Genomic DNA, 23,484 nt, shown 5'->3' with positions numbered 1-23,484 from the left:
TATAGCAAAAACTATTTTTGACAATTTTTTTACAAAAATTTTTGCAAAAAAGAAGTGGGACTTAACGAAATTCTTTTATATTCTTTTATTAGAAAATCTGTTAAGTCCCAACCCAATCGGATTAATTTTGATTTTTGCAACATTTTTAGCTATATATATTATATGGCAAAAACTGTTTTTGTCAACTTTTTCTTAAAAAGGTGGGACTTGACCAAATTATCTTATTAGAAAATCGGTTAAGTCCCACTAAAATGTCAATACTAAAAAATCAAAAGAATAATTTCATGCTTAAACCCGAAATCAGCAGACATTCGGAAAAATACACATAAAATATAATCTGTAAATAGATTATATAACAAAAATTGTTTTTGTCAAGTTTTTTAAAAAAAATTTAAAGCTTAACTAATTCTCTTATTAGAAAAATCAGTTACGCCAACACCAAAAGGCTGAAAACGTAAAAAATTCAGAAAAAATATAATTAATATAATTTATAATAAAAAAATATCAAAAAACTGTTTTTATTAATTTCTTAACGAAAAATTCAGTGTGACCGCCAATTTGAAATTAAAATAAATTTAGATTTTTACAAAACAAAAACTTATTTAAGTTCTTTTGTTAAAAAGTTCAAATAAGTTTTAATTTGGAATAGATCAAAAATAAAATGTTATTTTCTAATAATGTTCATCGGTATGATGATATAATGCTTGAAAAAAACAAATTATGTATTATTTATATATTGTAAATATCTCATAAATAAAGCATTTAAAATTGGCCCAAGAATTGCTGCTGTTAATATCATTAAATGTATCATTCTGTTTCCCATATTAAGATCTTTACGCAAATTCTTTACTTCATTTTCAATCTTATTAGTAAGTTCGCTTTTTACACCATCTATCCTAGTATTTACACCATCTATTTTGACATTGAATTCATTTTTTAAACTAGTTATTTTAGCATCTAAATTCTTTTCTACAAAGTCAATCTTGATATTTAAATTCTTTTCTACATTATCTATCTTAGTATTTAAATTCTTTTCTACATTATCTATCTTAGTATTTAAACTATCTATCTTGGTATTTAAATTCTTTTCTACATTGTCTATCTTAGTATTAAGTTCGTTTTTAACAGAATCTATCTTGACATCTAAATTAGATATATCTTTTCGTAAATTCTTTTCTACATTATCTATCTTAACATCTAAATTGGATATATCTTTTCGTAAATTCTTTTCTACATCAATCAATTTCTCTTTTAAATATTCAAAGTTGTAATTATCATTATGAAGAAAAACAAAATCTATTGCCTCTTCACTAAACCCTATGTTCAAAAATTCATTTTTTATACTTTCTATGTTATATGTTCTGTACGCTAAATTGTTCATACAATCTCCTTATTATCCTTTTAATTCTTTATATTTTTTTAAAAGCTTATTAAGAAAATCCTTTTGATTTTCAAAAATCTCATCCATCATAAAACTTGTAAATTTAGCATTACTTTTATAAAAATCATAGCTTTCTTGTTTTTTAAGCTGAAATCTTAGGGGTTTTATCCAATTTTGTTTGGATTTTTTTATTGTTATGCTTTCTTTATTTCTTAGTACAAAAAGAGTTTGTCTAAATCCATTTTGTACTAAAAATTCTTCCTCTATTATTCCCTCTTCTATAGCATTAGCAATTCTTAGATAATCATAAGCTTGTGTTTTTGCTAATTTATAGTCTTTTGTAAAATCCTCAAAACTTTTATATCCATCTATTTTGTAATATTCATTATCTTTAATCTCTTTTAAAATTTTCATTGTCTCTAATCTAGAACAAATTTCAGATTTAACATTTATCGTTAATTGAGATTTTAAAGATTTATACCTAACTATAACATCGTTATCAGTAGATAAATTTCTTTTATTTATTTGTATATTCATATATAAATCACCTCATATTTTTTCCGGCACCGGAATTTTTTTATACAAAGAACCCCTTTTTATATACGCCATCCAAAAGATGGCGTAACTTGCATCTTATTTAAAAAACATTCAAGAATTTTTTTATACTCACAAACATAATCTTTATCTAAATCAAATTTATCATTTTCTGCTATTCTCCTATTTAAATCTTCTCTTTCAGATATAATCCCCAAATAATCTTCTCTTAATTGTAAAATGTCTAGTAGTTGTTTATGAGTATTGTTTTTTTTAAATCGTGTTACCAATATAAAAATGGGCGAATTTGTTCCTATTTTCCTTGAATAAAACTCTAAAAGATCCAAACTCTCAACTGCCCATTTTTCAGCAGTTATCGGCACTAAAACATATTGACTACTTACTAAAGCGTTTGTCAAAGTGAAGTCTAAGCTTGGTGGAGTATCTATTATTATATAATCATAATTGTCTTGTATAGATTCTAACTTCTTTTTTAATCTTAATTCCTTAAATGGAATTGCTTCTTGATTAAATTTATGCAAAGTTAAATAACTGGGTATTAGATCTAAATTGTTATCAATATTGACAATAACATCTCTTATTTCTAAAGCACCTTCTCTTAATATTTCATATATATTAGAATTTTCCAAATTAACATTTTTGTTTTGTATATTGTTGAAATAAAAACTGGTTATTGATGCTTGCGTATCTATATCTATTAAAAGAATTTTTTTTGACTTTGATAAAAGAGTGGCAAGAATTATTGAAGTTGTGCTTTTACCAACACCGCCTTTAAGACTGGCAATTGTTATTATTTTAGGTTTTTTATTATCCATTTCGTAAGTGGTCCTTGTTCGGGGTATTTTTTCCCATAAAATTCATATACTTGTTTTTCTAAATCTGTAAACATACTAAATAATATTTTGTTGTAATGATTATTCATTCTTTCTTTATATAATAAGCGGTATAATCCCTTAAAATAAAAGAAAACGCTGCCTGCTTTAAATCTAACTTCCATATAATATGCCCTTGCAAATCCATAAGATTTTCTAGTTCCGTTTACTTCATACTTTACAAAAGCTTTTTTAATTGGTTTTCTAAATCCGTAAAAAATTCCCAAAAATTTGTCCCCTTCTTTGGGGGGGTATAAGTGGGTTTCTTGAACAATTCTTTCTCCATTATGCAAGGCCCTTAATGATACTCGAAATTCATGTTTCTTCTCATAAACTCCAAATTTGTATAAATCCATCATTATTGATGTATGATACATTGCTTTACCATTTTCTTTCTCAATTAAAATAAATCTATCTTTATTTTTGCACTCAACTTTACATTTACCCTTTTTTATTGGCTCAGGTGCAGTTTCCATATTCAATCCTTATATAACCCTTTTGCTAAATTCTTCTGATTTTAAAGAATTTCTTATTATCTCTAATAAATCATTATAATACGTGTTAAATACTTTATTGTATTCTAATTTCTTTTTGCTATTCAAATAATCTTTTATAATTGGCTTTAAAACTTCAATTTCTTTCACATTTTCTAGCCGCTCGATAAGAATATTGAAAATGTTTATCTTTATATGCTCGTAATTTTTTTGTGGGGTTTCTTTTTTCAATTCAATTGATTTTTCTAATTTGAGCATTATTTTGCTTAAATCGTTATATTTTTGGCTTTCAATGATAAAATGTGGCTTAAATTTGTAAATTTCATATATTTTTTTAAATTCTGTTTCAAGTTGTTCAGGATTATATCCATTTTTTTCCAATTTTCTTTGAGTATTGTTTAAAGTTTCTTTCAATTTATTTTGCTTTTCTTTGAAAGAATTTTTGTTAAAATGTATATTTTTATGTTTTGTTGTTTTAATTTCAAATCTTTTTAAAGCTTTAATTATTTCAATTTTTTTATCTTTACTAATATCTAAGTTTAATAAAATTAGAAGAAATTCTTTATTTTTAAAGTTACATTTATTGTAATAGTTTATTACTTGAAAATTTTCTATCTTTTTATTTCTTTCTTCTTTTATATTATTGTTTTTATTACTTAAACACTCCCCCAAATTTACACTCCCCCTTAAAGGGGATTTGTCCAAATAGTGGTTTTCAACTCTTTTTTTAAATCTTGAGTGTTTTTTTTCTTCAAAGAATTTATTAATTTTAAAGTAACACTCTTTTTTTGGATAAATGAGTTTATAGTAAATTTCAGTCCCACAATTTACCCCCAGGTGTTTGTGGTAATTTGATGTAACTTTTATTTCTTTTTCTAATTTATAAAGATATTTTTGCAATGTTTTTAGCGTAACAGTATCTTGACCATTTTTTTTAAGATTTTTATTAAAGTAATATAGTATATTTTTTTGGGTATATTTTGGATATTTTATGTTTACGTAGTCTAGTGTTGAGATAAGAACAATTAATTTGCGTTGATGTTTGTTGCGGCAATTTGGGATTTTTTTATTGGTTGATATTGACATAATCGTCAACCTCCTGTGATATTTGGTTAATAATAATTATAAATAATATAATGCAAAATTTTGATTTAAAAGTAAATACTTTTCTAAAAAAAATATTAAATTCTAATTATTAATCCCATTAAATTAATACACTTTTTATAATTTATTATAAATAAATTGATTTTAATTCTAAGTTGAGTTACACTACAAATAACGTAGTTGTGTAAATATTGACATTTACAACTGCCTGTATATTTGGAATTTACAAAAAATAAGAATATAGTGGGGTCTTAATGAGATTCTTTGTAAAAGGAATTTCGTTAAGTCCCACTTCTTTTTGCAAAAATTTTTGTTAAAAAGTTGGCAAAAATAGTTTTTGCTATATAATTATTATTAACCAAATATCACAGGAGGTTGACGATTATGTCACTAACAAATAATAATTTTAATAATCAAGATATGCAAAATAATATACAAGCAGAAATAGACTTCAAAAAAGATATGCACACCCTAATTATAAATTTATCAGGGATTGATAAAAATCTTCAGGGATATGGTTATAAGTATCAGAATTATAACGAAATAGCTAAAGAAATTAAAAACGTTATTAAAAATCATAATTTAGATATTTGTTTATGGCAATATCCAACTTCTAAATATGTAGATGGTCAAAAGGAGCACGTTATTAGGACTACATTTTTCAGCAGAAGTACTAGATATGAATTTTCTTTTGATACACCAATGTTTACAGAAAATTTACAATTCAATGATAATGATGATGAAAATAGTACTAAAGTTACAAATACAGTGTATCATCGATTTGGCTCAGCTATTACTTATACCAAAAGGTATGCGTTAGCTTCATTTCTCATGGTAGAAAGTGAAATGGATACTGATGCAGACCCTAATTACAATAATTATGAAAACAAAAATTATATGCCTAACAAGCAAGTTAGTTTTAATCGAAAGCAAGAACAAAAACAAGAGAGATATTACAATCAAAGAAAAGACAATAATTCTGAACAAAAAAACAACACTATTCAAAACCAGAAAAAAGATAGGTTTTATTACTACGGTATTTTTAAAGACGCTCTATCTAATATAAAAAATTGGGTAAATGATTCTAAAATAAAAGATGATATAAACTCAATTATTCAAAAAATAAGCTTTATTCAGAATGTAGACCCCAATAATATAGATGATATCAAGAAAATTGAAGCCGATTTAATCTCGTATTTTGAGAAAAATAGTGATTTTAAGAGTATAAACTATTGGGCGGAGATTATAAAAGGCTATTTCAAGAAAAATAATAGATTAAATGATTTAAAAGATTTTGAAAAGTTTATGGCGTTTAAGAGGACTACTTATGGCCCTAGCCCGTTAATATTCTTTAGTGTGTTAAAAGAAGATAAACAATTTGATTATATATTTGCAGCATAGCAGTACGTTTAAAGCCCCCAATAAGGGGGCTAGTATATATTAATTGCCTTGTGCACCACAGGTACTGTCTGTTTCGGTTGTAAAATTATCTATACCGCCTTTAAGAGACCCTTTAACTGTTTCTTTAAAAGTAGTTTTTTGATTTTCTGCATTCTCTCCAGTACAGCTAGCAAGTTGTGTTTTTATATGATCAAGCGCTTTTTTTATTTTATCTTCATCATATCCTAAGAATTTATCAAATTCTCCATCATCGCCGAGTGCTTCTTTTAACCAGGCAAGTTGTGTTTTTTGATCATCAGATAGTTTTTCTCTAAGTAAGTCTTCTTTAGATTTTGGTTTTTCTTGTTGTTCGCTTATATCTCGTTTTCCCCTGCTTTTTACTTCTTGGGTATTATTTTTATTATTTTTCTTAAAAGCGTCGTTATTATTAGAATTACAGCTATTTAGCATAATAAAAAATAAACAAAATAATACATTGATAATTTTCATTTTTATCTCCTTTTTATCTTCAGTACAATACATTAAGTAACAAAAAAGATTATTCTTGTAAGTATATATCCTATTTTTAAAAAATTAACGCAAGTTTTAATTTATAGGTTTACATTTTGAAATGTTGTGCTAGTTTTAACTTCATTATTATTAAATAAAGGAGTAACTAATGAAAATTAAAAACATAGTTAAATTATTTTGTATATCGACATTATTTGTAATGGCTTGTAGCTTATATGAAGAAGAAAAAAAGGCATATGAAGCAGAAAAAAAAGAAATAGATGCACTACTTTCAGACATTTTAAAACTTGAAAATAAAGAGCTTGGTGGTGAAAAAAAATTTAAAGATTATAAAGATAAAATAAATCAATTAAAAGAAAAATTCAAAGATGTAGATAATGCAGAACTTAAAGAAAAATTATTAAAGTTACAAAGTCTTTTTGAAGATAAATTGGCAGCTAAATTGGCGGCTTTAAGAGCGGCTAAACAAACTATCGAAGGTATTAGCAATAAGGATGATCAGACTTCAAAAAACAAAATATGGTCTGAATCAAAATTAGTTGGAGTAACTATAAAGTTCAGTGGAAACAATACTACTGGCAAAGGAGCAGAAATGTCTAAAGAAGCTGTAGGACAGATAGATAAAATAATAGAGTTTCTAGAAGAAGGTACTCATTGATTAGTAAATAATCATATTAAAAATGTTAAAATCTAGATATTAGATTAAATTAGATTTAATATCTAGATTTTCTTCTGTTGTAAAAGCTAATTTGTTTAATATAAAGCATAAGTTCTTGCAAGAACACTCTTTTTGTAATTTACATTTTTAACTTTGAATACGTATTATAGACTTTTTTTGCTATGGGTTTTGTTTTTTTGATGTACTCTAAAAGTAGTTTGATATTATATTTTATCGAAGTTATTGAGTGTTCGTCTTTTAGTGTTGATAAATCCGGATAAGTATATTCTGGATAATTTGGGTCATTAACTTTAGATTTTGTTTTAGATAAAAATGTTACTAGGTACATAGCATAATCTGATAGTTGTGCCTCATATTTAGCTAAAGATTCTAGTGTTTGAATAATTGGTGGCTTTGGTTCTCCAGGTAGGCTAGCAATAGTAGTGCAGCATAGTAGCAAAATAATCAAAAGGGGGTTTACTAGCTTAAGCATTTTCACTCCTTTTAAGAATGTTGATATATTCCCGCATAATCTTATTGCGTTTTGCTTTTAATGAGGAGATAATTTTCTTATTTTTACTACTAGAAATAGCCTCTATTATCTCAATATTGCATTTTAATATGTCTTGTATTTCTGCAAATATTCTCATTGATTCGGCTGTTTCCATAGATTTTAGTGTTTCAATATATGTTTTGTAGAAAAAATCTATTACCTTACTAAAAGTATTAATATAGTTTTCATCTATGTTTGTAGTATTTTTAGCTATATTAGTTAAGTTAGATAGTAAATTAAGTCCTAAACCAACAGTGTCATTTTGCATTATTTATCCCTTCTTGGTAGATAGGTTTTCCTTCCTTATTGAATTTTAGATCATTAGATATTTTTAGATTTTTTTCATCAGAATTAACTAGATCAATACACCTGTTGATTTTCTCATTAATTGGAGCTAGTGTTTTAGCTATTGTTGGAGTTAATGCATTCTCAAGTCTTTCCATATTTGATTTATAGATTAATTTGTAATGAGAATACAGCTCATAAACCAAAAAGAATCCTTTATGAGCAATCTCATCAAATTCATCTTCAAATTTAGAAAATATTTCAATAAGGTTTGATATGGACGTAAGTCCAAGCTCAATATTATCTTTAGATAATTTCATAAATTAATCCCGTTTTTTAATATGATTGTTGCCATTTCCATTGCCATTGCCATTTCTAAAAATCTTGCCTATTACTATAGATAATATGTCTTTTAGTAAAGGTTTTAGAAGAATTAGCACTCCTAGAACTAGTACAGTGACAAAAATCATTACGGCTATAAGTTTAATTTCGTTTAAATTAATAAGAAGTTCAGTTATTTTAATATCCATTTTTAATCCTTCATTTTAATTTTTTTTGATATATACATTATATACCAAAACTGTAATTTTTGCTAAAATAGTTTACAGTTTGCAATAAACTGGGATTGGATTTCCTGATCTGAGGGATCTTTTTTGGACATACCATCCTTTGTACATAGGGACCCTAATAGATATTGAAGAGGAGCCCTCATGCAGATAAACCAGATTTTTTTCACTTTCATCGTAATACTTTAGGTATAATGATTTACTCCCATTGCTAGGGTGTTTTATGTCAATATCAATATCAAGGTAATGGGGAACATCGTCAAGACTTTTATTGCAAACAAGAGTTACATCGCCGTAATCGTCCATATTAATAGTTTTTAAACTACCCTTGTATTCATACGGATAAAACGTGGTACCTAAAGTTTTTTGTCTGTAAGGATGATAACCAGATGGTAAGCCAGTTATTTGTTCAGGAACAGGTGTTTTTTGAATAGTGTTTGTTGAATGAGACATGATTAAAAGATTATCATGATAATGTAGGGTAGCTGATGGCATGCCACTTTCAAGGTATGACTTGATTTTATAATAAAGGCTTACAATATTAGTAGAGTCATTGTTAATTAGTTTATTCGTTATTTTAGCGTAAATTTTTTTTACAAACTCCTCATCAGCTGCAAGTTCTTCAGCGATTGTAGACTTAATTATCTCTTTAAAATAGTCAAGTCCTTCACCTTTAAATGTTTTGTCTTTAGCGGTTTTTAAAAAATCTTTAAAAGTAATAGCGTTGCAACTTGCAACTCCATCATCAAGCAGTAAAAGATCATCATTGTTAACAACACCTACCTTATTTAAATCTTTTATTTGAACAGTTTCTTGTTCATCAATTAGTAATTTTTCTTGATCATCAGCCATTAAGCCTCCTTAATTATTAAAAGTGATAATATTTTCACCATCTTTATTATTAATTTTAAGAACTCTACCAATAGGAATAATCCTTTTTATGAAAGCATAAATTGAATGATCATATCCCTTAGGAAGAGAGTTGAATACTAAAGCCTTTTTAGATGCGGCGTATCCATCTTTTTTTTCTCTAATTATTATCTTTCTAAGCGGTTTTCCTTTTGCAGTGCTAGGAGAAATAAATGTAATAAAATTTGTTTTTATTGTCCCTTTTAGTGAGATATCAATAACACCGGCTTCTGGTGTATTAACTGTAATATCTACATTTAAAAACGCCTTGAAAATCAGTCTAAACGATTCATCAGTGCCAATATGGCGTAAAGCAAAAATAACGCTGTTGATGTTGGTTGTAATACTTTGTAAAGTTTGAGTTTTTGCATAGAAAATTGATAAGACTTGAGATAGCCATATGGCAATATATCTTGATTTTATATTTTCTTTTGCATTAATGGATATAAAGTTAGAATTCATGAATTTAAGTTCATTAAGCAGTGTTTGTGCGTATTCCATTTCTGTACGTATAAATTTGTGAACTTCAGTGTTTTGTAAAAAGTTAGGTATTTTCATAATTTTCAAGTGTCAATGCCAATAAGTAGTCGTTCAGTTGTATTGAAAATTAGCATTGTATCATCATTAATGGCAATATCTTGATTTGCTTGAAAATCGCTATCACTGATTTTTGATATACTTTCAGCGTCTGTATCTTTAACACAAGCTTTTATTTCCATAAACTTAATCCCCTTTACTTCATTAACGGGCGCAAAAAAGTCTTGATACTCAAAGCTAATTCCCATATCAGAATAATTATTTGAAATAATCCTAGAGTATATGTTTCTAATTTGAGAGTCTATGTTTAAGTAGAGATAGTTTTTAAGGTCAAGTTTATATTTTCCTTTCATATAAACATATTTTCTTTTTCCAAGTGATATTTTATAAGATTTTCGTTGTCCAGTTGGGTTGAGTCCATCAATTTCTATATCACCCTCAAGTAAAGTGCCACTAGGAGTTGTAAGATACAATGTTTCCCAAAGTTTTGCTTTAAATTCTGAATTATTAATAGTAGTTTTACCAGCGTCTAGTAAATCTTCTTTCAAAATTAGGTATATATTAGCTTTACCAGCGGAACTTTTAATGTTTGCGTACTCTACCCCATAAAGATTAAGTAAAGCAGCTCTAACTGCACTGTAAGTTGCGCTTTTAGAAGAAATGTGTTCTTCAATTGCAGCCCAATAGCTACCACCGGGTTTCATTTTAGAAAAAAAGAGATTAAGTTCATTAATTACTTCTTCTTCAATCAATGCTAAAGAAGATGCAATCATGTTGTAAATCGAGCTATTACTATCATCAATGTTAATTCCATAATTTATTCGCAGGTATTCTCTTTTGGCCCGTACTATATCCTTAATTGTACGCTTTAGAATGCCAAAATCAGAATCAAAAACAATGCTCATAAATTAAACTCCATATTCAAAATATCTCCGGAGAAAAAAAAGGATATATGTGCTTTGCGATCTTTTACAGCAGTCGAAATATTTATTATATCTAAGTTAAGTTCTTTAGATATTTCATGAAAATAGTTTTTTATAGCTTGAAGATTGTTAATTTTTAATAGTTTCAAAAGTAAAAAGTAGTCTAGTCCCCAATTAGGAGCATAGCTTAGACTTCCCTTTAATGTTTTTAAGAATAAAAACAGTTTTTGTTTTTGCTCGTCAATTCCATCAACAATTGATACATCGTTATTAAATACCAATTTAAAATCATTACTAATTCTTAAATCCATACTAATAATTATACCATATTTAGCAAAAATTACTTAAACAAGCTGCTGATATTAGCAGAAATTCTAGAGGTCACCGCTTGTAATGCTGGATAGTTAATAGTTGTTTTTTCGTCTCCTATGATAGTTATACCGTTGATAGCGCTGATAATACTATCTAGAATTTCTTTTAAGCTAGTTGTTTGGTTAGCTATTTCAATTCTACTATTTGCTTTTATCTTAACAGTATCAGAAATTAAATTTAAAGTTTTTGGACTAATTGCGCTAAGTATGTAAAAATGATGTTTGTCAAAATGAATATCATCATTTTTATCAAAAATGTTAATGCTTGATTGAAGTAGTATAACAGTATCACCTTTTGATAATTCAAAACTGATATTAGAAATATTTTTTGTTTGAATTTCTAAGTTTTCAAATTCTGGTATTATAACTACAGCCTCTTGTGTTTGCTGTTTAAACTCCTTTACAGTACCAATTCGAGTTATGAAAATATTTGAATAAATCCAATTTTTTACGTCTTCTTGTGTTAATGCATGCCCATAAAGGCGTTGGCTCATTCTATAAATTTCATAGTCAATACTCATTCTAAACCCCCTATCCTTTACGGTTTTTGTTAGAATCATCATTTAACTTAAGTATCAATGAACATTCTCCTGTGTTACTAAGCCCCGCACTTGTCTCTTGTATGGTGGTTTTGATAGTATTGCCAAGTCCATCTATAAACGAAACTTTATCTCCAACATTTAGCTTATGCGTGTAAAATATTTTAGCGTTCCAAAATATAAGATTTATTTTAAGTTTTGTGCCTAAAGTAATTTCTTGTTGTGGTATAAATTCAAGACCGTAATCTTCTAATGCCTCATAGTGAATATTTTCACCCTTTTGTTTGTAATTAGTAAATATAATATAGCATTCATATCCCTTTAAACCAGTACCAATATCAGCTATTACGTTATGAATGTATACCCCTTTTATTTTGTCAATAAATTCTTTTGGTGTTGAGGCGTAAAAATTTTTGTCAATCATTTTAAGTTTATCTTCTTCATCCATATTAATAATATTTCGATTAGGAAATACAGATTCTATCGCCTCTTGCACCGTCATACCCTTAAAGTTTTTACCCACTTTACCCTCTTTGTTTTTTAATTTTCTATTAAAGAAGTTGCTTTTAGTTAATAAGCGAACATCAAGATCTACACTAAAATCTCCACCGGGATAATCAGTGCTCATAGGAGTCCCTAAAGTGCCTGCCATTATAAAATCAAATTTTTTCTCATGAGCAAATTTTTTATAATGTATTTTTACTATATCTCCGAATTTAATGTGGTCGGTGAAGTCTAGAGGTAAATTCCAAAGTACAATTTTTGCTTGTTTGGAACTTATAGTATGAATATTTGAATACACGTTGGATATGGTAATATCAACATGAATTCCGTCTTGTGTATTGATTATAATTTTAGGAATTTCTTCTGAGAAAGGAATTCCATCAGGTGATTTTTTTGATTTATCAATATCATAGAACTCAATTTTAAAATCATAACTTAGTAACACTGTTTTAAAATCGTGATTTACTAACATTTATTATCCTTTATATTTTTCTAATGTAAACGTTTTCACTACTTCTATTGAAAGACTCACTTCAACTTCATCAATGAAGGGAGTGTCCTTAAACGTAAGGCTTGTGATTATAGCTAATTCTTTAAATCCAAAAGTTGGACTGTAGATAGTAAAAGGAACTTGAGCTTGCAGTCTATTGGCCAGTTGTTCTTTTACAAGGTGGGCGTCAAAACGGAGTAAAGAATTGCCAAAAACAGTCTTTTTGAGTGGTGAAAGCATTTCTTTGTATAGAGAAGTCAGTACTCCACCGTTTAATGAAATATGTTCTCCAGTCATTACGGGGTTGTAGCTTACATATTCCGCTTTTCTATCATAATAGTTTATAACCGGGCGTTTAGAGCAACTGGTATTGTAAGTCCGTGTTATAAGTTCTGTTTTTGGCTTTATAAAAAACAATTGTGGCACATATCCAAACCCTTTAAAATCTGGTCTTGGAAATAGCAATAAAAAGTTATCTGCTCCAAAAAGAGCAAATAGTTGAATTGTTATATCTCTTATTAATTGACTATTCTCCGGGGATAGCTTTTTCCCTTCTTCTTTCTTTTCTTCATTGGCAATGTCTATAGAACTGCCTTTCTCTGCAGGAGATATTGTTTTTTTATTAATAATTTTTTTGTTGTTAATAGCCATAAGTAATTACCTTTTTAGAAAATTATGGAGTAGTGTTTTCCGTATCTTCATGTGCGGCTTTAGGAGGCCCACCAGTGTTGTCTTTAGGAGGGGTAGGATTGTCTTGAAAAAACCCTCCAATATACGGCAACTTGGCAAAAAGACTTTTCAGTCCCTTAAAAAAAGGTTGAATAACATGTGTTTGAAAAGAAAAGTTCTCAAAGTATTTAATAACCGTATTGATGAATTTAAGTATTGGATCCAAAACAGTGGTGGTTAAGTTTGAAAGAGTTTGCTCAGCTGAGGCCAAATTGCTATCAATCTCTTCTTTTGTATCGGCTTTTTTTGTAAGGCCAAAAGATTTAAAATCATTAAACATTTCAACCATCTTGGTAATTCTAGATTCTAAATCTACTTCAGCTCCGCTTTGCCAAGCTTTTTTAGCATCTTCTATATATTTATCGCCAACTCCCGACTTTTTCAGTAGATCAAAAAGCTCATCTCCTTCTCCACTAAGGAGACTATTAACAGCTTTTACAGCATCTTCACCGCTCATGGCGCCGCTAGATTTAAGCATGGCTGAAAACTCTACTGCTTTTTTCAAATTATTCAGATTTAGCATATCTAAGTCTCTTAGAGTACCCTTAAAGATACTTGCTTGATTTAAAAACTCTTCTTTTTCTAAATCGCGCTCGAATCCTTTCATACCACTAAGAATTCCCCCCTTACCGTTAACCCCCATAATCGCATTCCGTTCTTTATCTGTAAAAAACGCACTGTTGAGAAGTTTTGTTTTATTCGTTTTGGATGTTTCTTCAGCTGCTTTTTTAGCAAATCCTAAAATTCCGCCTGCTGCTTTACCCATAGCATTGCTAATAATATTTCCTAGGGCGCTACCTATAGCAATTTTGGCAACAAGTCCTTTCCCTTGAGAAGCCGCTAACATTTTACTTTTTGCTTTTGATTCTTTTGCAATCTCTTTATACTCAAGGCGTCTTTTATCTCTATCCGACATTAAAGATCTTTTAAAAGCTTCTTTTCGAGCTTTTTCAAAACCCATGCCTTGTTTCATAAGCTTTTTAGTTTGTGTTAGCCTATATTTCTCAACACGCTCTCTTAAGCTTTCAAATTTAGATTGTCTGCTTAATTCTTTTTTCTTATCGGACAAATTATTTTTTACAATATCTTTAGTACTACCCAAACTAGATTTTTTAGGCTTAAGATATTTTTCCATTTTGGTAATGTCTTGTTCGATAGCCTTTTTTGTTGCTGCGTGATCAAGAATACCTTTAAATTTAATGGTGAATTTGTCGCTCATTAAGCCCTCATTTACTCAAAATTAATTCATATAATTCTTTTTCTAATTTAAGATCAGCAATGCGATTAACTTCTAAAAGCTCGTCATAAGGCAATTTTTTAACATCATCGTACGAGCAAATATTCATAATTACTGGAAAATAGTATTTATCGTTTTTTATCTCTTCAAGTAAGTTGAAATACTTTTTCCTAGTCTCATTAAGACTTGCAATAGTTTTGTCAATCTCTTTATTTATTTTGCTCATTTAGCAACCAGTTCAGTAGAATTTGATGTAAGCGAAGAAGTTACTTTTGTATAATCAAAATTATCATTGATGTAGTCAAAAGCAACAAAATCACCAACGTTATTTTCGTATTCACTCAAATATACTAAAGCGGGTTTTTTAAGATCATTATCTGCATGAAAAGTATTGAATTGTGCGGTATAAATAATAGCAACAAGATAGTCCTTATAGTAGGAAATAAATTCTCTATTTGCATCTAAAATTACATAAAATTCGTCTAAAAATTTCGGACTTATCATTAAGCTTGTAATTTCTCTTAAATATTTCACTTCATTAAGCTTATAAATAGCGTCACTTTGATTAAATCCGAGGACTCTATCCCATTCATAGACTGGTAATACTCTAAGCGGGTATTCATATGTTTTGTTTTTTTGCAATTAATAGCCCTAATTTCAAAAGTTACTTTTTCAGCTTCAGCTGAATAACTTCTTGATGGTTCTTCAGTGAAAATTGCATGGTTAGAAATAATTTTGGTAGCAATTCTATCATTGAATGCTAAATCAAGCATTTTATCATATTTGCTAACATCCATGTTATAAAACTGATCGTCTGCAATTTCAGTTAGCGCAATATAATCATGACTACCTAGAGTAACTTCAATGTTGAAAATATAAGTTATCGTTTTAGGATCCCGTAAGCTTATTACAGGAAATCCCTTGTCTTCAGTACTAACAACGGCTCTAGTTGTAGGCTCACTTGTAAGCTCAAGTTTGCCACTATGCAGTTGTATACCACCGATTGAAAAGTAAACTTCTCTTAAATCATAAAATTGCATAATTTTAACTCCTTATACGTTTAAACTATTTTGATAATCAACTATATCTTGAGAAGTAATTACTAAAGTAACAGCATTAATACTAAAGTTGTAAGTAATATTCACACTAAGTTCTAATTTAAGCTGTTTAGTGCCTGAAAGGGTAAGCTTTAAGTCTTTGTATTCTACAATCAGTCCCTATCGATAAACCGTTTTAGTAGGCATTCAATAGCAGAAGTATATGCATTATCTCTAGCGCCACTAAGTTGTAGTGCGGATAATTTGCTGTTTTGTCTATTATTTTTATTCCAAATTCGAATAAGCTCAACAATAGCCTCGTTTTTTATGTAATGATAAGTAAAAATCTCATCTATTGATTTTCCAGCTAGATCAACTCCTTCTTTAAAAGCAGATATACCATCAAGTCCAGTTTCATTAAGAAGTGAGTAAAAATTGATTTTTGTATCCCTTAACTTTTTAATTGCTGCATCATCAAGAAGTGGTTTGGCGGCTAGTGGCATACCATAAGGATTAACAGAATGAAAAATACTTGCTTGATGCAAATACGCACTTACAAATTTTAAATGTAGATTGTCTCTATTATTACTATAAACGACAATATTTCCTTCTTTTTCAATATCACTTTTATCCTTAAACAGTTCTTTTATTTCTTGTTCTTTAGTTGAGAATACAAAAAAAGTTGAAGACATTTTAAACTTATCATAGTCGTCTTTGTAAATTTTCAGCCCATCATCAGAGTTATCACCTTCAGTATTAATAAGCACAACAAAAGAGTGTCTATGCACTTTTAGATAATTTTTTAATTCTTCAGGCTTATCCTTATAAATAAAAAGAACAGCGGATTTTGTTGACTCTTCAGTTGAATTAAAAAAATCTTTCATTGCGGTTGTTAACAGTGTTTTTTCTTTTCCAAACTGTTCTTCTCCATTGCCATTTTCTTTTTCTAAAGTTTGAATTTCTTTTTCATAGTTATTAACAGTTAGATCCAATGTTTTGTAGTTAATAGAATCTTTTTTAACCTTAATTTTGGCTGTTTTGTAGACCAAAAGTGGGCTATAATAATTGGGCGTGTTAGCTTGAACACTAGATTTAACCAAGCTTACACTAATTGTATCTTGTGGCAATTTTAATCCTCCTTTAAAATTTCGATTGCTTGAACACTAGCATTAAATGCTACAGATGCACTGTATGCATGGTTGCTATATTTTGTACCTAAATTAATCATTCCAACTGTTTGCATGTTAGATGTTGGATAAATATAAAAGTTAATTTTGCTTACATATTCGGGTTGAGATTGACTTTCTAAAGTGTATTTATGGACTCTATTATGTAAAAATTTGCTAAGCATACTGTAAAGCATTAGCATACGCGAATTAGCCTCAAAATCTTTAGCATTTAACACTACCGCAATAATATATATTTGAAAATCTAGACTAAACTCCAAAGCATTTTCGTAAAATGTACCGAGATTACAATTATGATCAAATAGATGTTGTGTGCCATCAAATTTCAATGCTACGATATTAGGGCTAGCAGTTGTAATTTTTGAAAGATATGGGTGATTGTAAGTATTCATAATCTCGCATTCAAAATTATTTTCAGTTGCATAGGTCTTAAACCCTTTAAATATCTTGATTAAATGATTTAAAATCACATCTAGAGTTACAATCATTCAAGTACCTTATAAGTAAGTTCTGATAACATTTTGGACGTATCCACAAGTGGAATTGATGCGGTATTGCTACCTTTTTTTGACTTCCTTTCAATTGTGCTAGCCTTTAAACCCGGTGCAACTTGCCCAGGTAGTACATAATTCTGGTAATATCTTATAAAAGCTTGTCCAATAGCATCCATTCCTGATTTAAGATCAGTACGAAACTTAGAATTTATATAGCCACTATTGATATATTCTCTAAATTCAGCACTATCAGCAATTTTAGTTAAATGTTTTCTTACTGGTAAATTAGCACCCCCTTTTTCATGCATCCTAGCAATACTAGAACGGCCCCCGAACCAGCCAATTTCTAACTCAATTGTAAATTCTTCTATGCCCATATAAATTCCTTTAAAACTAAAGTAAAGTAGCCAATTGAAGAGTCAATGCTAAATATTTCAAAATAAACTAAATCCGAAATTGATATTCTATCTTTCAGTTCATAGTCAAGGTTTTGATATGTGTAAAGTTTAGAATACCCTTGAATGTCAGATATATTGGAGTCATAAAGCATTGCAAGTTCTTGCGGTTTAATGTCAATAATAACCCCAGCAAATTCGATGTACTTGTTCTTATCAAACACTCTTTGATAAGAATCGTCATTCTCAAGTTTTACAAGATTGCCTTTATAAAATCTCAAAGATTGGGGGTCTTTAAAAACGTTAATCATGCGTACAGACATATCCGCTAGTCTTTTTCTAACACCATTCACTAGACAACTCCTAAGCAGGATGGTGTTGAAGTTTCTCTTTTTAGTTTTTCTAAAAATGCATCAAGTTGCAAACAAAAGTTCTTGTTTGATCCACAACTTTCTCCACCACCCTCATCTCCTCCACTACCGCTAGGATAATAATCAAGTTCAAGTTCGTTAAATTTCTCTTTTTTGATCCTATCAAATTCAAATTCGCGAACAACCCCTTGCTTTCTTAATTGACAACCCATATGGTAGAAAGTAAGCAAAAATATTTGCTCATATGTAAGTGAACTAGCATCAATACCACGTGTTACTAGAATAGCTTGAAGTAAAGACAGATGAAGTAGAAAATTTTGCCTGCTTAGTGCTAGTTTATCTATTCCTAATAGCAGTAGCACTTCAGAATGAAGTTTTGTTACTAAAAGTTCTTCTTCATTCTGTGCTTGTGCTTGTAAATTTGTTTGTTCACTCACTTTGATTTACCTTATCTTTTTAACTTTGTTTAATATGAATTTGCAAAATGGTCTTTTTGGTAGCAAGTAGACCGCCTAAAACAAAATCAATGTATGAATGAGCAATATCAGTTGAGTCTCTATCAACTTGTTCATTTGGTGTGGGTAACATATACTTACTAGGTTTAAACTTAATTAGTTCTGAATTTAGTGGATAAATCAGTATTTGATGTTTTAACAAGTTTGAAGTTTCAATGTAAACATCTTCTCTATTATTAATAGCCTTAATAGTTTGAATTAGAACATCTTCCCATTTTTCACTATTTGATGCAGGAGCTTGTCCTACCACGTATGGTTTTACCAATTTCAATGAAGTTGCAGGATCAACTATTACCATCATGGGTGTAGAAAATTCATCGCCCAATTCTAACTTAGATAGTCCCGCCTCAATTTTTTCAAATATTTTTTCCATTTTATCTTTATCGCCACTTGCAACTTCTTCTTTTACTTGATGCGGCATATTAAGAAGTCCATACATATTAGGAAGTAAACGTTTTTGATTTTTTCCATCCTTTTGAATTGAAACAGTGCCGGTTAGTACAAAGTGGTTAATAAGTTTAATAATTTCGCTGCTTGCAAGTTTATAAGCTTGATTGAAAGGAAGTAGATTATTATTAATGTCGCCAATATATGAGTCTGAAGTGTAAAATTTTTCAGACGCTTGCTTTAGGTGTCTGAATTTATATTGTAGTTTTAAGTAATTAAGTCTTACCACTTCAGAACTAAATCCAATAGTTGAGATAGTATTAACCTCATTGGCAATTGTTGTAGGGTTGGCATTTAGAAATGCGTCCCACTTTACAGTTCTTTGGTAGCCCATTTGAAGATCAACATCCTCAATTTGTTCCGGTAAAAACCATTTATACATTATAGGATCCTTAACTTCGCCTATAATATTAGCTACAGCTTTTGCATAATAATTTTCATCAAATAATTCCATATTAAATCCTCCTAAATTTTAATTTGAGCTTTTAGCTCTATTTCCAAATACCGCTACTTTAATCAAATAAACATCATTACTAATTTGTTTTGAATCAGATAATGCTATTGCATTAACAGTCGCTTTATTCCCTCCAGAAACCTTTTCTAGAGCGCCGTCTTTATTGAAAACAAGTTTGTCTTTTGCTTTAGGTGTAGCATCTTTTGCTACCAAATACCCTTCAAAATTATTAGTAATTGGAATAATAGTAGCAGTTTTGCTAAATTCATCAATATCAGCGCATATTCCATACAGGTCTTCACCACCACCAGCCTCAACATAAGGCTCATAGTGAGGTTCATTTGCTTTTGCCTCTTGAATTACTCTTTTGACTCCACGCTTGTACGGATATCCTATAAATGGATGATTTTCGAGTTTGTCAAACTTACTAGTTCGAGTACCTCCAGAAGCAAAAAATTGTACATTTTTATCTCTAAACTCTAAAGAATTAGTAAGTAAACCAGAATCCTGTTGTGGATTTTTCATTAACTTTTCTAGTTTACTTCGTTTTTCTTGATACTCTTTTACTAATTGCGTTGTATCCGCCATTCACTTGCCTCCTTTTATTTTTTAGCCTTAACCACCAGCATCAGGCACTACTGTTTTCTCATAAGCTCTATTGCCAAAAATTGTAACTTTTACCAAATTAATAAAATAATCTTGCTTACGGTTTTCATCCTTAATCTCTTCTTCTGGTTTAAAATTGATTGTAAATGAATCAGAAAGTGCGTATGCATTAATATACGTTGGTGGCCCACCACCAGCCTTGATAATCACCCCGTCATTATTAATATCTAATATTTCCCCAGCTTTTATACTTGGATTTCTTGTAACAAGATATCCTTCAAAATTATTTGTAATTGGTAAAACGTATGCGGTGCAACTAAACTCACATACATCAACGCATATACCGTAAATATCAGCATCTGAACTAATCTCCACATATAAAGAATTCTCTTTTGGAACAAGTTTTACCCCACGCTTGTATGGAAAACTCTTTTCGGGGTCATAAAAATATTCTTCTATTTTGTCTGCATAACTTGAACAGGAAAATGTATATGCATCAACCAATTCATTTTTAGATCTAAAACAACCACTTGAACTTTCAAAAACCTTGTTCTCAATAGAACTGATTGATTTTGAATATTTTTTGAATTTCAAAAGAATGTCGTCAAGTTCTTTAACTGAGTCTAAATAAGGATCTACCCCTTGTACATCATCAGCACTTCTTGCTTGACGTCGCGCTCTAGGAACAGCAGGTTGAACTTCTTCTAAGCCCAATTGTAAATTATCATCAACATCGGGTTCTGGAACTTGTCCTTTACCTTTTACAGTCATTTACTTATCCTTTTGCTCTATTCCCAAAAACGCTAGCAAGAATAATATATAAATCCTCAGTTAATTTATGTGCTTTTGATAGCGCTATAGCATTAATAGGTTTATTATTTCCACTAACTTTTTCAAGCTCCCCATGTTCACTAAAATTCAGCTTATCCCCAATGCTTATACTGCTTTGATTCTCTTTTTTACATACTAAATACCCTTCAAAATTATTTGTAATTGGAATTACAGTGGCTATGCCGGTGAACTCATCTATATCAACGCATATTCCGTATAAGTCTTCTCCACCACCAGCCTCAACTTCAAGCTCTGTTGTACCATCAGCACTAAAACTAAGCTTTACTCCGCGCTTGTATGGATAACCCTTAGCAGGATAATTTTCTATTTTGTCTTTACTACTAGTTCTAACTCCACCAGAATTGGCATAAATTAAGTTTTTATTTCTAAAATCAATAGAATTGCCAAGCAAATTTGCATCATGTTGGGGATTTTTCATTAATGCCTTAATTTCGGCAACTTTTTTATCAAACTCTTGTTTAATCTTCGTAATGTCACTCATTAAAAACTCCTTTACGCAATACTTGTTCTTTTATTTCTTTTCAAGTTTTCATAAAATTGCATTCGTCTTTGCTTGTAAGTATTACTTATAGCTTGTACAAATTCTGTAAAATTAATTGGAACAAAATTAGAATCAAGCAAACTTACTCTTTCTTCTGATTTAGCAACAATATTGCCTTTAATAGAATCAACAGAAGAAGAATTGCTGTTTGCATTTTTTCTTAACTTGATGTTGACTTTAGCTAAAGAAACTAGTTGTTCTAGTATCTCCCCATCAATATGGGTTATGTCTGCTACTTTAGAAATAGCTTTAATTTGCTCAATTGGAACAAACTTGCGAACAAGTTCTCTACGTTGCGCTTGCATAATGTCTTTTAGAGTGTATCCTTTTGCAAGTAGCACTTCTTTATTAAAATGATTGCTAAGATGTGCTTTTGCTAGCGTATCAATTTCATTTATACGATCTGCCTCTAGTAATAATTGCTTTTCAACACGCTCACGCTCTTCAACTTCTGCAAGTTCTTTTGTTATTCGCTCATTTATGCTTAAATCACGATTTATCTCTTTAGGTTTTGCATTATTTGCCTGTTCTTTAAGGCGCATATACTCTTCATATTCACCAGAACTTATAATCTTAGTATCAGATTTAACTTGCTGTTCTTCTTTAACTTGTACTTGCAAGTCTTCTTTTTCTTCATTTTCAATCACTTTTTAACTCCTTTTCTCAAAATGAGAATAACTTTTCTTTTAAAATAGCTAGCTCTTCGTTATTAAAGGCGCTGCTTTGTATAAGCCCGTTATATTTACTGTAAAGCTCAATTAGCTTAATACCTCTTTCTACCTTTTGATCTTCACTTAACATAATCAGTGAATTAAACCTCATATCAAGACCAAAATATTTAGTAAGTTTCAAATTACAAGAATTCTCAATTTGTTCTTGTACCCCTTTTAGAAAATCATAATAATTACTCCTATCACCTTTACCATCATTTCCAAGTCCTTTAGCCTGCTCGTTAAAACTTCTAGTTAGAGGCTCCTTAGTATCAGCACCAATTTTTGCTTTAATTAATGCCAACGCTTCTTTTAAATAACTAAGATCGTACTTAACAACTTCTAAACTAGCGCTGGGGGTTGCGGTGTAAAACATCCCCTCATTATTAAGATTGCTTTTAAGCCTAGCAAGCTCATGTGCTAGTGAATCATTAAGACTGCGTAAATTAGAAATATCTTTATTATGATTATTTGTATTTTGTTTTCTTAAAAAAGAAGACAAAATGCTACTGCCTTTTTCATTATTGCTACTATTAGTTAGTGCGCTCAAAGAAGTTGTAGCACTAGAGAGCGCGTCTTGTAGTTGCACTAAAGATTCGTCTTTATAAAACAAAAAATTGTGGTTCTCAATGCGTTTTTCTATTTCAACGTATATTTTTTCAAACAAGTAAATATCTAACAAAAAACTTTCCGTATAACACGGAACATATCTTTTTAAGATATAATCGAAATTTTCATATATTATGAGTCGACTTTTGTGTATTTTAACTGCATCTAAAGAATTACCATTACTGTTGGCTTTTACTTTATAAGTTATATGATCAACATCAACCCCTGAATCTCTTACAGATTCATGATCAAGGTATTCAAATCCAACAGGTAGCTCTATGTTAACAGGTTCTTCAAGGTCTAGCAGTGTGTCTTTGGTTTTTACTAAAACATATCCAATTCCATGAAAACGGTAGCTTATAATACAATTTAAAAGCGCATTCTTAAGCTGCACCTTTAATCTAGAAAGTTCTGCTTCACTAACATTGCTAGTAGTGCTTTCAAGAACAAGCCCGTTCTTGAGGCAGTCTTCTGCTACATTTTCTATGTAATTTCTAAAAAATATTGAATATCTATATAGTTCTAGTGAACTTATCTTATCTACTAGTTTTGCTTTTCTTAAATTACACATTTTTTACTTCTTATTCTTAATTTTCTTAATTAAATTATGTGTATAATAGCAAAAACTAATATTTTTGTCAATAAAAT

General features: G+C 29.5%; 31 protein-coding genes and 3 pseudogenes. 2 read left to right on the top strand and 32 right to left on the bottom strand.

Annotation, left to right across the window (positions count from 1 at the left end; translation table 11 throughout):
• Positions 1 to 718 precede the first annotated feature (718 nt).
• Genes bdr through QIA27_RS06315 form a run of 5 tightly spaced genes read right to left on the bottom strand, consistent with a single transcriptional unit; the run spans position 719 to position 4,388 of the window.
• A complete protein-coding gene (gene bdr / locus QIA27_RS06335; RefSeq protein WP_418906400.1) occupies positions 719 to 1,381 on the bottom strand; it encodes a Bdr family repetitive protein in 663 nt (220 codons plus the stop codon).
• Positions 1,382 to 1,393: 12 nt separating this feature from the next.
• Positions 1,394 to 1,918, bottom strand: a complete 525-nt coding sequence (locus tag QIA27_RS06330) for a chromosome replication/partitioning protein (protein WP_418906399.1) — start codon at positions 1,916 to 1,918, stop codon at positions 1,394 to 1,396.
• Positions 1,919 to 1,977: 59 nt separating this feature from the next.
• Positions 1,978 to 2,751 carry a ParA family protein gene (locus tag QIA27_RS06325; protein ID WP_418906398.1) on the bottom strand — a complete coding sequence of 258 codons (774 nt, stop codon included), beginning with the start codon at positions 2,749 to 2,751 and terminating at the stop codon, positions 1,978 to 1,980.
• A complete protein-coding gene (locus QIA27_RS06320; protein WP_418885642.1) occupies positions 2,727 to 3,284 on the bottom strand; it encodes a DUF226 domain-containing protein in 558 nt (185 codons plus the stop codon). Before QIA27_RS06320 ends, QIA27_RS06325 begins: the two co-directional genes overlap by 25 nt.
• Positions 3,285 to 3,293: 9 nt before the next feature.
• Entirely contained in the window at positions 3,294 to 4,388 is a 1,095-nt protein-coding gene (locus QIA27_RS06315) for a plasmid maintenance protein (RefSeq protein ID WP_418906397.1), read from the bottom strand.
• Between the two features lie 402 nt (positions 4,389 to 4,790).
• Between QIA27_RS06315 and QIA27_RS06310 the strand changes: the two genes are divergently transcribed.
• Positions 4,791 to 5,807, top strand: coding sequence for an ERF family protein (locus QIA27_RS06310; protein ID WP_418906396.1), 1,017 nt, complete (start codon positions 4,791 to 4,793; stop codon positions 5,805 to 5,807).
• Positions 5,808 to 5,846: 39 nt separating this feature from the next.
• On the opposite strand, the gene QIA27_RS06305 is transcribed toward QIA27_RS06310, so the two are convergent.
• Positions 5,847 to 6,296: an Mlp family lipoprotein gene (locus QIA27_RS06305; protein ID WP_418906395.1), complete on the bottom strand. Its 450-nt coding sequence runs from the start codon at positions 6,294 to 6,296 to the stop codon at positions 5,847 to 5,849.
• A gap of 169 nt (positions 6,297 to 6,465) precedes the next feature.
• On the opposite strand from QIA27_RS06305, the gene revA reads away from it, so the two are divergent.
• Positions 6,466 to 6,975 carry a fibronectin-binding protein RevA gene (gene revA / locus QIA27_RS06300; protein ID WP_418906394.1) on the top strand — a complete coding sequence of 170 codons (510 nt, stop codon included), beginning with the start codon at positions 6,466 to 6,468 and terminating at the stop codon, positions 6,973 to 6,975.
• Between the two features lie 139 nt (positions 6,976 to 7,114).
• Here the strand turns inward: revA and QIA27_RS06295 are convergent, their stop codons facing one another.
• The 26 genes and pseudogenes from QIA27_RS06295 to QIA27_RS06170 all read right to left on the bottom strand — a co-directional run bounded on the left by QIA27_RS06295 (position 7,115) and on the right by QIA27_RS06170 (position 23,407).
• Positions 7,115 to 7,468 carry a BBA14 family lipoprotein gene (locus QIA27_RS06295; RefSeq protein ID WP_418906359.1) on the bottom strand — a complete coding sequence of 118 codons (354 nt, stop codon included), beginning with the start codon at positions 7,466 to 7,468 and terminating at the stop codon, positions 7,115 to 7,117.
• Positions 7,461 to 7,796 carry a BlyB family putative holin accessory protein gene (locus QIA27_RS06290; protein ID WP_418885599.1) on the bottom strand — a complete coding sequence of 112 codons (336 nt, stop codon included), beginning with the start codon at positions 7,794 to 7,796 and terminating at the stop codon, positions 7,461 to 7,463. Before QIA27_RS06290 ends, QIA27_RS06295 begins: the two co-directional genes overlap by 8 nt.
• On the bottom strand, positions 7,786 to 8,133 hold the full coding sequence (locus QIA27_RS06285) for a BlyB family putative holin accessory protein (protein WP_418906332.1): 348 nt from the start codon (positions 8,131 to 8,133) through the stop codon (positions 7,786 to 7,788). The genes QIA27_RS06290 and QIA27_RS06285 overlap by 11 nt, the downstream gene beginning before the upstream one ends.
• 3 nt (positions 8,134 to 8,136) lie before the next feature.
• Positions 8,137 to 8,343 (bottom strand): BlyA family holin, encoded by a 207-nt coding sequence (locus QIA27_RS06280; RefSeq protein ID WP_418906331.1) that lies wholly within the window; start codon positions 8,341 to 8,343, stop codon positions 8,137 to 8,139.
• Between the two features lie 72 nt (positions 8,344 to 8,415).
• Positions 8,416 to 9,231 carry a DUF685 domain-containing protein gene (locus QIA27_RS06275; RefSeq protein WP_418906414.1) on the bottom strand — a complete coding sequence of 272 codons (816 nt, stop codon included), beginning with the start codon at positions 9,229 to 9,231 and terminating at the stop codon, positions 8,416 to 8,418.
• Positions 9,232 to 9,240: 9 nt separating this feature from the next.
• On the bottom strand, positions 9,241 to 9,846 hold the full coding sequence (locus QIA27_RS06270; protein ID WP_418906413.1) for a DUF735 family protein: 606 nt from the start codon (positions 9,844 to 9,846) through the stop codon (positions 9,241 to 9,243).
• 5 nt (positions 9,847 to 9,851) lie between these two features.
• Positions 9,852 to 10,730 carry a DUF276 domain-containing protein gene (locus tag QIA27_RS06265; RefSeq protein ID WP_418906412.1) on the bottom strand — a complete coding sequence of 293 codons (879 nt, stop codon included), beginning with the start codon at positions 10,728 to 10,730 and terminating at the stop codon, positions 9,852 to 9,854.
• Complete coding sequence (locus QIA27_RS06260) at positions 10,727 to 11,059, bottom strand: DUF2634 domain-containing protein (RefSeq protein ID WP_418906356.1); 333 nt, start codon at positions 11,057 to 11,059, stop codon at positions 10,727 to 10,729. The genes QIA27_RS06265 and QIA27_RS06260 overlap by 4 nt, the downstream gene beginning before the upstream one ends.
• A 29-nt stretch (positions 11,060 to 11,088) precedes the next feature.
• Positions 11,089 to 11,640: a DUF777 family protein gene (locus tag QIA27_RS06255; protein ID WP_418906411.1), complete on the bottom strand. Its 552-nt coding sequence runs from the start codon at positions 11,638 to 11,640 to the stop codon at positions 11,089 to 11,091.
• 10 nt (positions 11,641 to 11,650) lie between these two features.
• On the bottom strand, positions 11,651 to 12,634 hold the full coding sequence (locus QIA27_RS06250) for a DUF693 family protein (RefSeq protein ID WP_418906390.1): 984 nt from the start codon (positions 12,632 to 12,634) through the stop codon (positions 11,651 to 11,653).
• A gap of 3 nt (positions 12,635 to 12,637) precedes the next feature.
• A complete protein-coding gene (locus QIA27_RS06245; protein ID WP_418906410.1) occupies positions 12,638 to 13,303 on the bottom strand; it encodes a DUF792 family protein in 666 nt (221 codons plus the stop codon).
• A 22-nt stretch (positions 13,304 to 13,325) separates the two neighbouring features.
• Complete coding sequence (locus QIA27_RS06240; protein WP_418906389.1) at positions 13,326 to 14,600, bottom strand: DUF759 family protein; 1,275 nt, start codon at positions 14,598 to 14,600, stop codon at positions 13,326 to 13,328.
• A gap of 7 nt (positions 14,601 to 14,607) precedes the next feature.
• The gene (locus tag QIA27_RS06235) at positions 14,608 to 14,844 is read right to left on the bottom strand and encodes a DUF1322 family protein (protein ID WP_418885659.1); all 237 of its coding nucleotides are present in this window, start codon (positions 14,842 to 14,844) and stop codon (positions 14,608 to 14,610) included.
• A complete protein-coding gene (locus QIA27_RS06230; RefSeq protein WP_418906409.1) occupies positions 14,841 to 15,260 on the bottom strand; it encodes a DUF1473 family protein in 420 nt (139 codons plus the stop codon). The genes QIA27_RS06235 and QIA27_RS06230 overlap by 4 nt, the downstream gene beginning before the upstream one ends.
• Positions 15,245 to 15,658 (bottom strand): annotated as a pseudogene (locus tag QIA27_RS06225) (DUF1463 family protein); the annotation flags it as partial. The pseudogene QIA27_RS06225 and the gene QIA27_RS06230, both read right to left, overlap by 16 nt.
• Before the next feature lie 12 nt (positions 15,659 to 15,670).
• Positions 15,671 to 16,782 (bottom strand): annotated as a pseudogene (locus QIA27_RS06220) (DUF787 family protein).
• Positions 16,763 to 17,330, bottom strand: a pseudogene (locus tag QIA27_RS06215) (DUF764 family protein). Before QIA27_RS06215 ends, QIA27_RS06220 begins: the two co-directional pseudogenes overlap by 20 nt.
• On the bottom strand, positions 17,327 to 17,713 hold the full coding sequence (locus QIA27_RS06210) for a hypothetical protein (protein WP_418906408.1): 387 nt from the start codon (positions 17,711 to 17,713) through the stop codon (positions 17,327 to 17,329). Before QIA27_RS06210 ends, QIA27_RS06215 begins: the two are co-directional and overlap by 4 nt.
• Entirely contained in the window at positions 17,704 to 18,084 is a 381-nt protein-coding gene (locus QIA27_RS06205) for a DUF1506 family protein (protein WP_418885655.1), read from the bottom strand. Before QIA27_RS06205 ends, QIA27_RS06210 begins: the two co-directional genes overlap by 10 nt.
• On the bottom strand, positions 18,084 to 18,539 hold the full coding sequence (locus QIA27_RS06200; RefSeq protein ID WP_418885695.1) for a DUF3890 domain-containing protein: 456 nt from the start codon (positions 18,537 to 18,539) through the stop codon (positions 18,084 to 18,086). The genes QIA27_RS06205 and QIA27_RS06200 overlap by 1 nt, the downstream gene beginning before the upstream one ends.
• A 19-nt stretch (positions 18,540 to 18,558) precedes the next feature.
• Positions 18,559 to 19,518, bottom strand: a complete 960-nt coding sequence (locus QIA27_RS06195) for a hypothetical protein (RefSeq protein WP_418885618.1) — start codon at positions 19,516 to 19,518, stop codon at positions 18,559 to 18,561.
• An 18-nt stretch (positions 19,519 to 19,536) separates the two neighbouring features.
• Positions 19,537 to 20,106, bottom strand: a complete 570-nt coding sequence (locus tag QIA27_RS06190; protein ID WP_418885617.1) for a DUF228 domain-containing protein — start codon at positions 20,104 to 20,106, stop codon at positions 19,537 to 19,539.
• Between the two features lie 27 nt (positions 20,107 to 20,133).
• Positions 20,134 to 20,895: a DUF228 domain-containing protein gene (locus QIA27_RS06185; RefSeq protein ID WP_418906407.1), complete on the bottom strand. Its 762-nt coding sequence runs from the start codon at positions 20,893 to 20,895 to the stop codon at positions 20,134 to 20,136.
• A 4-nt stretch (positions 20,896 to 20,899) separates the two neighbouring features.
• Positions 20,900 to 21,457 (bottom strand): DUF228 domain-containing protein, encoded by a 558-nt coding sequence (locus tag QIA27_RS06180; protein ID WP_418885652.1) that lies wholly within the window; start codon positions 21,455 to 21,457, stop codon positions 20,900 to 20,902.
• 11 nt (positions 21,458 to 21,468) lie between these two features.
• Complete coding sequence (locus QIA27_RS06175; protein ID WP_418885693.1) at positions 21,469 to 22,164, bottom strand: DUF1357 family protein; 696 nt, start codon at positions 22,162 to 22,164, stop codon at positions 21,469 to 21,471.
• Between the two features lie 16 nt (positions 22,165 to 22,180).
• Entirely contained in the window at positions 22,181 to 23,407 is a 1,227-nt protein-coding gene (locus QIA27_RS06170; RefSeq protein ID WP_418906406.1) for a phage portal protein, read from the bottom strand.
• Positions 23,408 to 23,484 lie beyond the last annotated feature (77 nt).

The sequence above is a fragment of the [Borrelia] tanukii genome, from assembly GCF_030439725.2.
Classification (GTDB): domain Bacteria; phylum Spirochaetota; class Spirochaetia; order Borreliales; family Borreliaceae; genus Borreliella; species Borreliella tanukii.
This window is presented reverse-complemented; position numbering and strand designations above follow the sequence as displayed.

Coding starts and splice junctions, on each gene's coding strand:
- QIA27_RS06305 (WP_418906395.1), bottom strand. CDS start 6,296: ATGAAAATTATCAATGTATTATTTTGTTTATTTTTTATTATGCTAAAT.
- QIA27_RS06265 (WP_418906412.1), bottom strand. CDS start 10,730: ATGAGCATTGTTTTTGATTCTGATTTTGGCATTCTAAAGCGTACAATT.
- QIA27_RS06240 (WP_418906389.1), bottom strand. CDS start 14,600: ATGAGCGACAAATTCACCATTAAATTTAAAGGTATTCTTGATCACGCA.
- QIA27_RS06295 (WP_418906359.1), bottom strand. CDS start 7,468: ATGCTTAAGCTAGTAAACCCCCTTTTGATTATTTTGCTACTATGCTGC.
- QIA27_RS06260 (WP_418906356.1), bottom strand. CDS start 11,059: ATGGATTTAAGAATTAGTAATGATTTTAAATTGGTATTTAATAACGAT.
- QIA27_RS06280 (WP_418906331.1), bottom strand. CDS start 8,343: ATGGATATTAAAATAACTGAACTTCTTATTAATTTAAACGAAATTAAA.
- QIA27_RS06275 (WP_418906414.1), bottom strand. CDS start 9,231: ATGGCTGATGATCAAGAAAAATTACTAATTGATGAACAAGAAACTGTT.
- QIA27_RS06210 (WP_418906408.1), bottom strand. CDS start 17,713: ATGGGCATAGAAGAATTTACAATTGAGTTAGAAATTGGCTGGTTCGGG.
- bdr (WP_418906400.1), bottom strand. CDS start 1,381: ATGAACAATTTAGCGTACAGAACATATAACATAGAAAGTATAAAAAAT.
- revA (WP_418906394.1), top strand. CDS start 6,466: ATGAAAATTAAAAACATAGTTAAATTATTTTGTATATCGACATTATTT.
- QIA27_RS06180 (WP_418885652.1), bottom strand. CDS start 21,457: ATGAGTGACATTACGAAGATTAAACAAGAGTTTGATAAAAAAGTTGCC.
- QIA27_RS06195 (WP_418885618.1), bottom strand. CDS start 19,518: ATGGAATTATTTGATGAAAATTATTATGCAAAAGCTGTAGCTAATATT.
- QIA27_RS06285 (WP_418906332.1), bottom strand. CDS start 8,133: ATGAAATTATCTAAAGATAATATTGAGCTTGGACTTACGTCCATATCA.
- QIA27_RS06185 (WP_418906407.1), bottom strand. CDS start 20,895: ATGACTGTAAAAGGTAAAGGACAAGTTCCAGAACCCGATGTTGATGAT.
- QIA27_RS06190 (WP_418885617.1), bottom strand. CDS start 20,106: ATGGCGGATACAACGCAATTAGTAAAAGAGTATCAAGAAAAACGAAGT.
- QIA27_RS06310 (WP_418906396.1), top strand. CDS start 4,791: ATGTCACTAACAAATAATAATTTTAATAATCAAGATATGCAAAATAAT.
- QIA27_RS06290 (WP_418885599.1), bottom strand. CDS start 7,796: ATGCAAAATGACACTGTTGGTTTAGGACTTAATTTACTATCTAACTTA.
- QIA27_RS06245 (WP_418906410.1), bottom strand. CDS start 13,303: ATGGCTATTAACAACAAAAAAATTATTAATAAAAAAACAATATCTCCT.
- QIA27_RS06270 (WP_418906413.1), bottom strand. CDS start 9,846: ATGAAAATACCTAACTTTTTACAAAACACTGAAGTTCACAAATTTATA.
- QIA27_RS06330 (WP_418906399.1), bottom strand. CDS start 1,918: ATGAATATACAAATAAATAAAAGAAATTTATCTACTGATAACGATGTT.
- QIA27_RS06320 (WP_418885642.1), bottom strand. CDS start 3,284: ATGGAAACTGCACCTGAGCCAATAAAAAAGGGTAAATGTAAAGTTGAG.
- QIA27_RS06325 (WP_418906398.1), bottom strand. CDS start 2,751: ATGGATAATAAAAAACCTAAAATAATAACAATTGCCAGTCTTAAAGGC.
- QIA27_RS06315 (WP_418906397.1), bottom strand. CDS start 4,388: ATGTCAATATCAACCAATAAAAAAATCCCAAATTGCCGCAACAAACAT.
- QIA27_RS06170 (WP_418906406.1), bottom strand. CDS start 23,407: ATGTGTAATTTAAGAAAAGCAAAACTAGTAGATAAGATAAGTTCACTA.
- QIA27_RS06255 (WP_418906411.1), bottom strand. CDS start 11,640: ATGAGTATTGACTATGAAATTTATAGAATGAGCCAACGCCTTTATGGG.
- QIA27_RS06250 (WP_418906390.1), bottom strand. CDS start 12,634: ATGTTAGTAAATCACGATTTTAAAACAGTGTTACTAAGTTATGATTTT.
- QIA27_RS06235 (WP_418885659.1), bottom strand. CDS start 14,844: ATGAGCAAAATAAATAAAGAGATTGACAAAACTATTGCAAGTCTTAAT.